Annotated in this window: 13 protein-coding genes; 8 read left to right on the forward strand and 5 right to left on the reverse strand. The window is 64.7% G+C overall.

The window, feature by feature from the left end:
* Nucleotides 1-57: 57 nt before the first annotated feature.
* Nucleotides 58-819, reverse strand: coding sequence for a sulfite exporter TauE/SafE family protein (locus tag A5784_RS34315; RefSeq protein WP_064949324.1), 762 nt, complete (start codon nucleotides 817-819; stop codon nucleotides 58-60).
* A gap of 190 nt (nucleotides 820-1009) precedes the next feature.
* On the opposite strand from A5784_RS34315, the gene A5784_RS34320 reads away from it, so the two are divergent.
* The gene (locus tag A5784_RS34320; RefSeq protein ID WP_064949325.1) at nucleotides 1010-1504 is read left to right on the forward strand and encodes a 2-isopropylmalate synthase; all 495 of its coding nucleotides are present in this window, start codon (nucleotides 1010-1012) and stop codon (nucleotides 1502-1504) included.
* A 7-nt stretch (nucleotides 1505-1511) separates the two neighbouring features.
* Here the strand turns inward: A5784_RS34320 and A5784_RS34325 are convergent, their stop codons facing one another.
* Nucleotides 1512-2993, reverse strand: coding sequence for a cytochrome P450 (locus A5784_RS34325; RefSeq protein ID WP_064949326.1), 1482 nt, complete (start codon nucleotides 2991-2993; stop codon nucleotides 1512-1514).
* Between the two features lie 128 nt (nucleotides 2994-3121).
* Between A5784_RS34325 and A5784_RS34330 the strand changes: the two genes are divergently transcribed.
* Together A5784_RS34330 and A5784_RS34335 are read left to right on the forward strand one after the other, a co-directional pair.
* Nucleotides 3122-3763: a TetR/AcrR family transcriptional regulator gene (locus A5784_RS34330; protein WP_064949327.1), complete on the forward strand. Its 642-nt coding sequence runs from the start codon at nucleotides 3122-3124 to the stop codon at nucleotides 3761-3763.
* Nucleotides 3764-3785: 22 nt separating this feature from the next.
* Nucleotides 3786-4640, forward strand: coding sequence for an SDR family oxidoreductase (locus A5784_RS34335; RefSeq protein WP_064949347.1), 855 nt, complete (start codon nucleotides 3786-3788; stop codon nucleotides 4638-4640).
* A gap of 68 nt (nucleotides 4641-4708) precedes the next feature.
* Here the strand turns inward: A5784_RS34335 and A5784_RS34340 are convergent, their stop codons facing one another.
* Genes A5784_RS34340 through A5784_RS34350 form a run of 3 tightly spaced genes read right to left on the reverse strand, consistent with a single transcriptional unit; the run spans nucleotide 4709 to nucleotide 7589 of the window.
* Nucleotides 4709-5881 (reverse strand): AAA family ATPase, encoded by a 1173-nt coding sequence (locus A5784_RS34340; protein WP_064949328.1) that lies wholly within the window; start codon nucleotides 5879-5881, stop codon nucleotides 4709-4711.
* Between the two features lie 9 nt (nucleotides 5882-5890).
* A complete protein-coding gene (locus A5784_RS34345; protein WP_064949329.1) occupies nucleotides 5891-6976 on the reverse strand; it encodes a DNA polymerase IV in 1086 nt (361 codons plus the stop codon).
* A gap of 4 nt (nucleotides 6977-6980) precedes the next feature.
* Nucleotides 6981-7589: a TetR/AcrR family transcriptional regulator gene (locus A5784_RS34350; RefSeq protein WP_064949330.1), complete on the reverse strand. Its 609-nt coding sequence runs from the start codon at nucleotides 7587-7589 to the stop codon at nucleotides 6981-6983.
* Between the two features lie 89 nt (nucleotides 7590-7678).
* On the opposite strand from A5784_RS34350, the gene A5784_RS34355 reads away from it, so the two are divergent.
* The 5 genes from A5784_RS34355 (at nucleotide 7679) to A5784_RS34375 (ending at nucleotide 12215) form a co-directional block, all read left to right on the forward strand.
* Nucleotides 7679-8221, forward strand: coding sequence for an NADPH-dependent FMN reductase (locus A5784_RS34355; RefSeq protein WP_064949331.1), 543 nt, complete (start codon nucleotides 7679-7681; stop codon nucleotides 8219-8221).
* A 604-nt stretch (nucleotides 8222-8825) separates the two neighbouring features.
* Nucleotides 8826-9065, forward strand: coding sequence for a redoxin NrdH (locus tag A5784_RS34360; protein WP_029367354.1), 240 nt, complete (start codon nucleotides 8826-8828; stop codon nucleotides 9063-9065).
* A gap of 36 nt (nucleotides 9066-9101) precedes the next feature.
* Nucleotides 9102-9545 (forward strand): class Ib ribonucleoside-diphosphate reductase assembly flavoprotein NrdI, encoded by a 444-nt coding sequence (gene nrdI, locus A5784_RS34365; RefSeq protein ID WP_064949332.1) that lies wholly within the window; start codon nucleotides 9102-9104, stop codon nucleotides 9543-9545.
* Nucleotides 9512-11680, forward strand: a complete 2169-nt coding sequence (gene nrdE, locus A5784_RS34370) for a class 1b ribonucleoside-diphosphate reductase subunit alpha (protein WP_082945254.1) — start codon at nucleotides 9512-9514, stop codon at nucleotides 11678-11680. The genes nrdI and nrdE overlap by 34 nt, the downstream gene beginning before the upstream one ends.
* Nucleotides 11681-11810: 130 nt before the next feature.
* Nucleotides 11811-12215: a hypothetical protein gene (locus A5784_RS34375; protein ID WP_064949334.1), complete on the forward strand. Its 405-nt coding sequence runs from the start codon at nucleotides 11811-11813 to the stop codon at nucleotides 12213-12215.
* The last annotated feature ends 576 nt before the right edge of the window (nucleotides 12216-12791 follow it).

Raw genomic sequence — 12791 nt, forward strand, 5'->3', positions numbered from 1 at the left:
AGCGCGGTACGCGAAATGCGGCGTGTCGCGTACCGCAACGCCTGCTCGCGGTGAAGGTCAGTAGGCGTCGACGGCGAGTTTGACGGCCAGCGCGAAACCGGCCAACCCGATCAGCACCCGCAGCGGCGTGGCCGGCGCGTGCCGCACCACGATCGGCCCCAGTCGTGAGCCGACGAGACAGCCCAACCCGAGCGGCAGCACCGCAGGCCAGTACACGGGCGCCAAGAACACGAAGGCAAGGGCAGCAACAGAATTGGCGACGCCGAGTATGACGTTCTTGCCCGCGTTGGCATGGGCCAGGGTGGCACCGCCGGCCCGGAGCAACAGGGCCAGCAACAGCACTCCCGCGGCGGCACCGAAATAGCCGCCGTAGATCGTGATGAGAAAGATCGCTCCGGCTTCCACGGTCACGCGGCCGATGTGATCGCGGTGATCATCCGTGTGTGCTTCCCGATGCTCCTTGGGCGGCAACAGGATCGCCAACGACGCGATGCCGATGAGCAGCGGCACCGCTTTCTCGAAGCCGGCGGCCGGAGTGCACAGCAGCAGTGCCGCGCCCACCGCGCCACCGACCACGGCGACCGGCATGATCCGCTTGATCCACGCACCCTGCCCGGCCAACTCCGGACGTGAACCCCACACCGACCCGATGCCGTTGAACACGAGGGCCACGGTGTTGGTCACATTCGCCGTCACCGGCGGCAGTCCGATGAGCAGTAGTGCCGGGTAAGTGGCGACCGACGCGAGGCCGGCGATGCTGCCGGACAACCCGCCGACGATCCCTGCGGCGATGAGCAGTGCGACGTCCCAAAAGCTCATGAGGCGTCCACGGCGCCGACGTTACCGAGTGAAAGTGATTGCGCGACTGCCGGGGGAGCGTCTAGCATCGCCAACGTGCCAAGGCGACTTGTAGTAGCAACCCGCAGCGGGGTCTGATCTCGACCGACCCCTCGCTGTGGGTCATTGCTACGTCGTCGGTCAATTCCTCTGGACAAGAGAAGGCCGGCACATGTATCCCTCATCGGCAACACCAGCCACGCACCACCGCCCCGTGTTCGCGGCCAGTTTCACCGCGCCGCTGCCGCGCGGCGTGCGCGCCGCCGCGGAGTCGGTGTCCTGGGATGATTTCGTGGCCGAGTACGCCCCCAGTGGCGGGCCGCTGCGCATGCGTCAGTGGAGCTGCGCCGACACCGCCCGCCCGGGATACAGGCTGGGACCGCAGAGCCGCCGCTACCAGGCCACGATTGCCGTCGGCGACACCGTCAGCACGTCACGTGCCGCCGCCAGCGGTCCGATCGCCGCGCTGACCGCGATGCTGTACGACCGCGGTATCGCCCTGGAGACCATGTCGTTTCACCAGCTGCCGACCGGCGGACGCACCGCCACCTTCCTGCAGGGCAGCGACGGAACCCACAGCATGTGGGCGATGGGCCTGGACGACGACCCGGAGCTGTCGGCGCTGCGGGCCGTCATCGCGTGCGTGAACCGGTTGATGAGCGCCTGAAACTGCCTCAGTGGATCGGGCGCAGCACGATCGGCATGCCGTCGACCGGCACGGCCATGCCGCCGTAGTCGTACCACGGCTGATAGCCCGGGTGCGCCAACTCCAACCGGTACCGGCGCATGAGCCGGTGCATGACGGTCTTGATCTCCAGCTGACCGAACACCATGCCGATGCACTTGTGCGCGCCACCGCCGAACGGCGCGAACGCGTAGCGGTGCTTCTTGTGCTCGCTGCGCGGCTCGGCGAAGCGGTCGGGGTCGAAACGTTCTGGGTCCGTCCACAATTCGGGTAGCCGGTGATTGATCGCCGGCCAGGTGACCACATCGGTGCCTGCGGGAATGTAGTAGCCGAGTATCTCGGTGTCACGCACGGCGCGCCGGAAGTTGAAGCCCAGCGGCGTCTGCATCCGCAGCGCTTCGTTGATCACCAGGTCGTAGGTCTCCAGCTTCTCCAGCGCCTCGATGTCCAGCGGAGCATCACCGATGCGTTCGGATTCCTCGCGCAGCTTGTCCTGCCACTGCGGGTTGGCCGCCAGGTGATACGCCATGGTGGTCAGCGTCGACGTCGTGGTGTCGTGCGCGGCCATCATCAGGAAGATCATGTGCGCGACGATCTGGTCGTCGGTGAAGCTTTGGCCGTCCTCGTCCTGGGCGTGACAGAGCACGCTGAACATGTCGGAGCCCTCCGACCGGCGCTTCTCCGCGATCCGACCGGCGAAGTAGTCCTCCAGGGTTTTGCGGGCCTGGATGCCGCGCCACCACGACAGCGGCGGCACGGGCGTGCGCACAATCGCGTTGCCGGCCCGGGTCGTGGTGGTGAAGGCCTGGTTGATGGTGGTCACGAGCTTGTGGTCGGTACCCGCGGGGTGGCCCATGAAGACCTCGGAGGCGATGTCGAGGGTCAGCTCTTTGGCCGCGGGGTGGAACAGGAACCGCGGGTCGTTGGCGACCCAGTCGTTGGCCAGCACCTGCGTCGCGACCGAATCGATGTGTGAGACGTAGCCCGTCAGCCTGGTCCGCGTGAAGGCTTCCTGCATGATCCGGCGGTGGAACATGTGCTCGTCGAAATCCAGGAGCATGAGGCCGCCCTCGAAGAACGGGCCGATCACCGGGTCCCACGCGCGCTGGGAGAAGTCCTTGTTGCGATTGGAGAACACGATCTGCGTGGCGTCCGGGCCCAGTGCCATCACCTGTGACAACGCAGGCGTGTGCGCGTAGTAGACCGGGCCGTGCTTGCGGTACAGCTCGAGGATGAAGTCCGGACCGCCACGGAAGATCTCGATCATGTGGCCGATGATCGGCAGCCCCGAGTCGCCCAGGACCGGCTTGAGGTCGCTGCCCGCCGGTGGCTCGGCGAAGACGAACTGATCCCAGTCCTTCTCCTTCAGGCGCTTCTCCACGGCGGCCATGCCCGGCAGCGTGTTCGGTGTCGGAGTGAAGCGTCGCTTTGCCTGATCAAGGAGATAGTGCGGAGTGCTGATCGTTGCCATGAACCGCTCCTGAGGCCGCTGAAATTGACAATGTGTGGTCGATGTCACCACCTGAGGCCATCCTGGCTGTCAGACTTGACGCATGTCAAGTTTTGTTCTGGCCTGTCGCAATGCGAAGGTCTAGTGCCATGACCGCCGAACAGATCCCGGAGGACAGCAACGAAGGCCCGGTGCGGCGCAGCCGTGGTGACCGGCAGCGCGAGGCCATCGTCAAGGCTGTTCGGGAGCTGCTCGAGGAGCAGTCGTTCGCCGACCTGTCGGTCAGCGCGATCAGCGAACGCGCCGGGGTGGCCCGCTCGGGTTTCTACTTCTACTTCGACACCAAGTACGCGGTCCTCGCGGTCATCGTGGCCGAGGCGATGGAGCAGCTCGACCAACTCACGCACAACTACGCGCCGCGCGAGCCCGACGAGGAACCCGCGGCGTTCGCCAAGCGGATGGTCGGCAATGCCGCCCTGGTATTCGCCACCAACGACCCGATCATGTCGGCCTGCACCATCGCGCAGAACACCGATGCGCAGATCCGCGAGCTGATGAACGACTTCGAGGACGGGGTGATCGCCAAGATTGTCGGCCTCGTCGAGCAGGACAGCGGGGCTCGCCCGATCTCCGAGGACATCTCCGGGCTGGTGCGCATGCTGGTTGCGACCACCGCGATGACGCTGTCCCACGATCCGGCGTTCATCGGCCGCGGCGAGGATCCGCAGCGCGCGGTCGACGTGCTGGAACGACTCTGGCTCAATGCCCTGTGGGGCGGTCAGCACCGCTAGCCGCCCCGGTATGGTCACCGCTATGGCGCAGGGGAGCGATTTTCGGGGGAAACGTTGCTTCATCACGGGGGCGGCGAGCGGGATCGGGCGGGCCACTGCGCTCGCCCTGGCGGCGCAGGGCGCCGAACTGTATCTGACCGACCGCGACGCCGACGGTCTGGCACAGACGGTGGCTGACGCACAGGCGCTTGGCGCGCAGGTGCCCGCGCACCGGGCACTGGACATCTCGGACTACGACCAGGTCGCCGCATTCGCAGCCGACATCCACGCTGCGCACTCCGCGATGGACGTGGTGATGAACGTCGCGGGCATCTCCGCGTGGGGCACCGTCGATCAGCTGACCCATCAGCACTGGCGCTCGATGATCGACGTCAACCTCATGGGTCCGATCCACGTCATCGAGACGTTCGTGCCGCCGATGGTCGCCGCCCGCAGGGGTGGTCAGCTGGTGAACGTGTCGTCGGCCGCAGGCATCGTGGCCCTGCCCTGGCACAGTGCCTACAGCGCCAGCAAGTACGGGCTGCGGGGGCTCAGCGAGGTGCTTCGGTTCGACCTGGCTCGGCACCGCATCGGGGTGTCGGTGGTGGTGCCCGGCGCGGTGAAAACCGGTCTGGTGCAGACGGTTCAGATTGCCGGCGTCGACCGCGACGATCCCGATGTGCAGAAGTGGGTGGACCGGTTCGCCGGGCATGCCGTGTCCCCGGAGAAGGCAGCCGTCAAGATCCTGGCCGGCGTGCGCCGTAACCGATTCCTGATTTACACCTCACCCGACATCCGCGCCCTGTACGCCTTCAAACGCCTCGCCTGGTGGCCATACAGCGTGGCGATGCGCCAGGTGAACGTGCTGTTCACCCGGGCCCTGCGGCCACGCCGCTGATCGAAGCCTCCTCGTCTGAACCCTCCGAGGTGGACCGCCGGTGTCCACCGGGCGGACGGCCTTCTGGCTCAGCGATTTCCCCAGTGCCACGCAGGCGTGGTCAGCAAGCCCAGTCCTGCGACTTTCGTTTCACCCCACTGCTTGTAGAGCTCCACCTCGATGGCGCGGCCGCGTTCCTCGTCGGCGACCGGTGTGGTGTCGAGGAATTCCAGCAGGGCCCGGGAGTGCGTGACCACCACCACCTGCGTCTGGTTCGCGGCCGTGGCGATCAGGGTCGCCAAGGGCCGAACCAGGTCTGGGTGCAACGACGTCTCCGGTTCGTTGAGCACCATCAGAGACGGCGGTCTTGGACTCAACAAGGCCGCCGCCCACAGCAGGAAACGCAGTGTGCCGTCGGACAATTCAGCGGCGCGCAGGGGCCGCAACATACCGCGTTGGTGCAGCTGCAGATCGAAAAGGCCGTCGTTGACGGCGACTGAGACGGTGGCGCCGTCGAACGCGTCGGCGACCGCCCGGGCCAGGTCGTCCAGCCCGGCCTCGATGATGGTCTGGGTGGCCGCGGCGAGATCGGCTCCGTCGTCGGAGAGCACCGGGGTGCGGGTGCCCACCTGAGGCTGGCGCGCCGGGGCGGCCGCGTCGACGCGGAAGCCGTCGTAGAACCGCCAGTCGCGCAGCCGTTCGGAGACCGCCGACAGCTCCGGCAGGGCGTGGGGATGGGCGTACTCGGCGAGCACGCTGCGGTAGGAGGGCAGCGACCGGCTCAGTTCATCGAAACCGCGGCCGGATTCGGCTGCCACCTCGGCGTATTCGCGAGTGCGACGCACCAGTGCCGAACTGGGGCGCAACACCGGGCCCGCGAAGACCATCTCGCGTTTGATCTCGGGATCCAGCGCGAACGCCGTCGGCCCGGTGCCTGCCATCTGCGGTAGGCCAAGATCGACCAGGTAGCCGAAATCGTCTGAAGCGAAACCAAGTTCGAGTGAAACCGGGCGGGTACGGGTGGTGCCTTGCGCCACCTCGGCCGGCTGCTCCGGCCCGGCCCACAGCACTGATTGCAACCCGCCCTCCCGCGCCAGCGATCCGATCACCTGGCCGCCTCCGCAATCGGCGAGCAGGCGCAGCGCCCGATAGATCGACGACTTGCCGGTGCCGTTGGCGCCGGTGACGACGGTGAGGTCGGCCAGCGGCAGCGTTACGTCGCGCAGTGACCGGTAGCCCCGGATGGCGATGGTCTGCAGCATGCGACCAGGTTATTGACCCGGTCCGACACCAGCACTCGGTGGCATGGCCAGCTCGAGCCGCACACCGAGCAACCGGATCGGCCGGTCGAGTTTGAACAGGTCCAGCACGGCCAGGGCGGTATCGGTGATCACCTCGGCGTCGGTGCCCGGTTGCGGCAGTTTGCGGATCTTGGTGCGCGTATAGAACGTGTTGGTGCGCACGGTAACCGCCACCCGGGTCACGACGCGTTCCTGTTCGACCACCTCGGTCAGGGTGCGCAGGCTCAGGTCACGTACCGCCGCGTCGATCTCCGTGCGGTCGGTGAGATCGTGGGCGAAGGTGATGACGTGGCTACGCGACCGCGGCACCCACGGTTCCGCGCTGACCTCGGTGTCACCACCGCCCTTGGCGAGCAACAGGATCCACAGACCGGTGGTCGGACCGAATGCCGACGTGAGCACCTCCGCGTCGGTGGCAGCCAGCTGTGCGACCGTCGTGATACCAAGCGTGGCAAGCTTTTTGGTGGTCTTCGGCCCGACGCCCCACAGGGCGTCGGGCGGGCGGTCGCCCATCACGTCCATCCAGCTGTCCGCTGTGAGCCGGTACACGCCTGGGGTCTGATCTGCTCCTCGCGTGCGCGTCGGCTTGGCCAGCCCGGTGGCGATCTTGGCCCGCTGCTTGTTGTCGCTGATGCCCACCGAGCACGACAGCCCCGTCTCGGCGGCCACCACTGTGCGGATGCGTTCGGCCAGTTCGACGGGATCGACCGTATCGTCGGTGCCCAGGTACGCCTCGTCCCATCCCCAGACCTCCAGCGGATGGCCGAGATCGCGCAGCAGGCCCATGACCTGTTCGGACGCCTCGTCGTACGCGGCCGGGTCGGACGGCAGGAAGGTGGCGTCCGGACACTTGCGGGCCGCGGTTCGCAGTGGCATACCGGCGTGCACGCCGAACTCCCGGGCTTGATACGACGCACAGGTGACGACCTTGCGGGGTTCCGTGGGGTCGCCGTTGCCGCCGACGATGACCGGAAGGCCGACCAACTCGGGGTGGCGCCGCAACTCCACCGACGCCAGGAACTGGTCGAGGTCGACGTGAAGAATCCAGCCGCTCATCGAGCTAGCAACCGCAGAGTTTGCGTGCCGTCGCCTCCCATGCCGCGCCGAGCTCGTCGAGGGTCCGGCCACGGTCGTTGAGCTGATGTGCGACATAGTCGGCATCCAGCAGGGCGATCAGCGCATCGGCCTGAGCATCGAGATCGCCTGTGGTGTTTGCGGCTTCGAGCAGCATCCGGACGTGTGCGCGGTGCAACATCGCCGGGCCTGCGTAGCGGGTCTGCGGGTCGCGGGCTGCATCAGACAGCAGCGCGTGGTGGCAATGCACGAACCGCAGCCGGTCGCGGCCGTAGGCGAGCAGCCGTTCGAGGGGCGGTGCGCCGGGGCCGAGTGGGGGAGGTCCGAACATGAACGCTTCCTGTTCGACCTTTTCGTCCTCGTCGAGCAGGACCATCATCAGTCCGGCGCGGCTGCCGAACCGGCGGAACAATGTTCCCTTGCCCACGCCGGCGGCGACCGCGATATCGTCGGTACTCACCGCGTCGGGTCCGCGTTCTGCGATGAGGCGCCGTGCGGCGTCGAGCAGGAGTTCGCGGTTGCGGGCGGCATCGCCTCGTTCGGCCGGCGTCGCATCGGTGACCGCGAGCCTGGCTCGTCGGTCAGAAGCAGTCACCTTTGAACTTTAACTCAGGCGGAATTAATCGGACCACAGTCCGGTTGCTGTGGGCGAAGATCGGGTCAGACGACATAGGGAGTAATGACATGGCCGATATCAAGGTTCTGGTACTGGTGGGCAGCCTGCGGGCGGCGTCGACCAACCGGCAGCTCGCCGAGCTTGCCGTCGAGGTCGCGCCGGACGGCGTGGACCTGCGGATCTTCGACCAGCTGGGGGAGCTGCCGTTCTACAACGAGGACATCGACGGTGACGATGTGGCCGAGTCGGTGACGGCATTGCGCAGCGCGGCTGCCGGGGCCGACGCGGCACTCGTGGTCACGCCTGAATACAACGGAAGCATCCCGGGTGTGCTGAAGAACGCCATCGACTGGCTGTCGCGGCCGTTCGGCAACGGTGCGCTCAAGGACAAGCCGCTGGCGGTGGTCGGCACGGCGCTGGGCCAGTACGGCGGGGTGTGGGCGCACGACGAGACGCGCAAGTCCTTCGGCATCGCCGGGCCCCGGGTTGTCGAAGACCTCAAACTGTCACTGCCCGGCAAGGCTCTGGACGGACGTCACCCCCGGGAGAACGAAGAGGTCGCCGCGACAGTGCGCGACATCGTCGGCAAGCTCGCTGCCGAGGTGAACTGAGGCGGCGAATCTCAGTCGGCTCCGCTGGGCCGGCACGGTCAATACCAGGGCTGGGTCGACAATGTCGGCCCAGCTTTGTCATGTCGGGATCTTCGCCAGATCTGCGCGTCGCGGCACGGGATCGGTCCACCGGCCCCGAGCGCCTCGCCGAGCGGGCGCGTACAGCCGCAGACCGCCTGCAGCGGGTTTGCTACCGGCGATCTTGATGTGCTAGGCGAGGCGTACTTGTCGGTGGCTGGTGGTACACCCATAGATATAGCGCGACACGCGCCCTGCGGCCGCTTGCGACACGCCGGGCGCGGGGCTTGCGATGAGCTTACGACCTGGGAATTTCAGAAATGTTATTCAGAACATCTTGTATGGCTTCGGATGATCGGCCACTAGGTGTAGTGTCTGTGACACCGACAGGCCACCACGGTTCGGGAGCCCGCCGGAGCGCAGCGAATCCGGCGGAATCGGTCCCAGGACCGACCGGAGGGCGGCTTCTGGCGCCAGGAATTTTGGAGGGCTGGAGGTCGCTGAAGTTTAGCGAACACAGTGATCCAACCAAGTTGCCAGTCCGGGTTTCGATCTTTCACTTACCGCAAGAGGAGCCGTACCGAAGATGACCGTCACCGTGTACACCAAGCCCGCATGCGTGCAGTGCAACGCCACCTACAAGGCGCTGGACAAGCAGGGCATCGCTTACGAGAAGGTGGACATCACCCTCGACAGTGAGGCCCGCGACTTCGTGATGGCCCTGGGTTACCTGCAGGCTCCGGTTGTCGTGGCCGGCAACGAGCACTGGTCAGGCTTCCGTCCGGACCGGATCAAGGCGCTCAGCGGCGCAGCGGTCAGCGCGTAACGGAGGAAGTAACCATGGGGAAGGATCGGGGACAGGATGACCAATCTCGTCTACTTCTCCAGCGTCTCGGAAAACACTCATCGGTTCGTCGAGAAGCTGGGCATCCCCGCGACCCGGATCCCGCTGCACGGCCGTATCGAGGTGGACGAACCATTCGTTTTGATCCTGCCCACGTACGGCGGAGGCCGGGCCACCCCCGACATCAACAACGGTGGCTATGTGCCCAAGCAGGTCATCGCGTTTCTCAACAATGAACACAACCGGTCGTTGATCCGCGGCGTCATCGCCGCGGGCAACAACAACTTCGGTGCGGAGTTCGCCTACGCGGGCAATGTGGTCTCGCGCAAGTGTGGCGTCCCGTACTTGTATCGCTTCGAACTCATGGGTACCCCTGACGACGTGGAAGCCGTCCGTGCAGGGCTGGAAGACTTCTGGAAGGAACAGACGTGCCACCGACCGTCACAGCTGCAGAGCCTGTAAGCGACAGCACGCACGCGCTTCCGGGGGAGACGGATTACCACGCCCTCAACGCGATGCTGAATCTGTACGACAAAGACGGCAAGATTCAGTTCGACAAGGACAAGCAGGCGGCGCGCGAGTACTTCCTGCAGCACGTCAACCAGAACACGGTCTTCTTCCACAGTCAGGACGAGAAGCTCGACTACCTGATCGAGAAGAACTACTACGAGCGCGAGGTGCTCGACCAGTACAGCCGCAACTTCGTGAAGTCGCTGCTGGACCGGGCCTACGCCAAGAAGTTCCGGTTCCCGACCTTCCTGGGCGCGTTCAAGTACTACACGAGCTACACGCTGAAGACCTTCGACGGCAAGCGTTACCTGGAGCGGTTCGAGGATCGTGTCGTCATGGTTGCGCTGACCCTGGCGGCCGGTGACACCGACCTCGCCGAGAAGCTGGTCGACGAGATCATCGACGGTCGGTTCCAGCCGGCCACCCCGACGTTCCTCAACTCGGGCAAGAAACAGCGCGGCGAGCCGGTGAGCTGCTTCCTGCTGCGCATCGAGGACAACATGGAGTCCATCGGGCGCTCCATCAACTCCGCACTGCAGCTGTCCAAGCGCGGTGGCGGAGTTGCATTGCTGCTCAGCAACATTCGTGAGCATGGCGCCCCGATCAAGAATATCGAGAACCAGTCGTCTGGTGTCATCCCGATCATGAAGCTGCTGGAGGACTCGTTCTCCTACGCCAACCAGCTCGGTGCCCGCCAGGGCGCGGGCGCGGTGTACCTGCACGCTCACCACCCGGACATCTACCGCTTCCTCGACACCAAGCGCGAGAACGCCGACGAGAAGATCCGGATCAAGACGCTGAGCCTAGGCGTGGTGATCCCGGACATCACCTTCGAGCTGGCCAAGAAGAACGAGGACATGTACCTGTTCTCGCCCTACGACGTCGAGCGCGTGTACGGTCTGCCGTTCGCCGACATCAACGTCACCGAGAAGTACTACGAGATGGTCGACAACGCGCAGATCCGCAAGACCAAGATCAAGGCGCGCGAGTTCTTCCAGACGCTGGCTGAGCTGCAGTTCGAATCGGGCTACCCGTACATCATGTTCGAAGACACCGTGAACCGGGCCAACCCGATCGACGGCAAGATCACCCACAGCAACCTGTGCTCGGAGATCCTGCAGGTGTCGACACCGTCGGTGTTCAACGACGATCTGTCCTACGCGCAGGTCGGCAAGGACATCTCCTGCAACCTCGGCTCGCTCAACATCGCCAAGACCATGGATTCACCCGACTTCGCCCAGACCATCGAGGTGGCCATCCGGGCGCTTACCGCGGTGAGCGACCAGACTCACATCTGGTCGGTGCCATCGATCGAGCAGGGCAACAACAGCTCGCACGCGATCGGCCTCGGCCAGATGAACCTGCACGGGTATCTGGCTCGCGAGCGGATCTTCTACGGCTCTGAAGAGGGCATCGACTTCACCAACATCTACTTCTACACAGTGCTGTTCCACGCACTGCGGGCCTCGAACCTCATCGCCATCGAACGCGGGACGCGCTTCGGCGGTTTCGAGAAGTCGAAGTACGCCTCGGGTGAGTTCTTCGACAAGTACACCGAGCAGGTGTGGGAGCCGAAGACCGACAAGGTGCGGCAGATCTTCACTGACGCCGGCATTCATGTTCCGACACAGGATGATTGGCGCTCGCTGAAGGAGTCCGTGCAGGCGCACGGTATCTACAACCAGAATCTGCAGGCCGTTCCGCCGACCGGGTCGATCTCCTACATCAACCACTCGACGTCGTCGATCCACCCCGTGGCCAGCAAGATCGAGATCCGCAAGGAAGGCAAGATCGGGCGGGTCTACTACCCGGCGCCGTTCCTCACCAACGACAACCTGGAGTATTACCAGGACGCGTATGAGATCGGCTACGAGAAGATCATCGACACGTACGCCGCGGCCACTCAGCATGTGGACCAGGGGCTGAGCCTGACGCTGTTCTTCAAGGACACCGCCAACACACGCGACGTCAACAAGGCGCAGATCTACGCCTGGCGCAAGGGCATCAAGACGCTCTACTACATCCGACTGCGGCAGATGGCTTTGGAGGGCACCGAAGTCGAAGGTTGCGTCAGCTGCATGTTGTAGGAGCGTTCTAGCTACGTGGCAGGCCAGGGGAGACATCCCCTGGCCTGCGTCTTTGTTGAGTGTGACGCCCGCGCACGACGCGCGAACTCGATGTTGACGCCGCCGCTGCGCAGGGTGGTTCAATTCGCGCATGACCGGTAGTTCGCCGTGGTGGATCGCGATCGCGCCCGAGGAGTTGGCGGCGACGATCCTTCCGCTGTTCTCCTACCCGCATATGTCACCGCACGTGCACGAAGGCTTCGCCATCTTCAACATCGCAGGGTGGTGCAGGACGGGTCTGTGGGCCGAACCCAAGTTCATCTACCGGCAGGGCAACCCGTACACCGATCCCGACCTGCGACCGATCGCGGAAGCCATCCAAGTCTTGGAACAGTCCCGCTTGCTCATGCGGTTCGTCGCAGGAGACTCCACAACAATTTCTGTTCCGGTACTCGGACTGACTCGGCGCGGCATGTACGCACTGGAGTCCAACACGGTGCGGCCGCACCTCGGACTCCGCGAGCTGGGCACCGAGAACTCCAATACGCCAGGTTGATCAGAGGCCAGCCGAGTGTGTGGCTTGCCGCGCTTTATGCGGTCGACGATTCGCAACGTGGCGCACCGGAGGAAATAACTGCAATTGTTTTCCGGACGGCGGGTGAATAGGGAACCGTGCCGTTGCGCGCATTGTGAAGCCCTCAGCCAGTTGGGCAGCTCAGGACTGGACCTGATTTGAGCGGCACGAATCGCGCGACCAACAGCCCAGCTGGCCGGCTCTCTAGGCTGGGACCTGCAGTGTTGCGGGAGTGACCAGGCGATTTGACTCCCCGTTAGCCCTGGCGTAACTTATTGCAGGTCAGAGCGACACGGTCTGAGGCCGGGGAGTGAAGACAAAGTCCGAGTGAGTCTCCCACTTTGGTGGGGGTTTCTTACTGTCCGCCCTTGGTTCTGCGGCTTTTGGCCGCGGGATGACTGTGCGGTTGGCTCGGGTGTGTTGTTTGAGAACTCAATAGTGTGTTTGGTGGTTTTTGTTTGTTGTTTTTTGGTTGCATTCTTTTTCCCGTTTAGGGTGTGACCTGTTGTTTTTTTTGATGCCAGTTTTGGTGTCGTTTTGTTAGGTCGGATTTTTCTG

This window comes from Mycobacterium sp. 852013-50091_SCH5140682, assembly GCF_001665685.1.
Taxonomy (GTDB): Bacteria; Actinomycetota; Actinomycetes; order Mycobacteriales; family Mycobacteriaceae; genus Mycobacterium.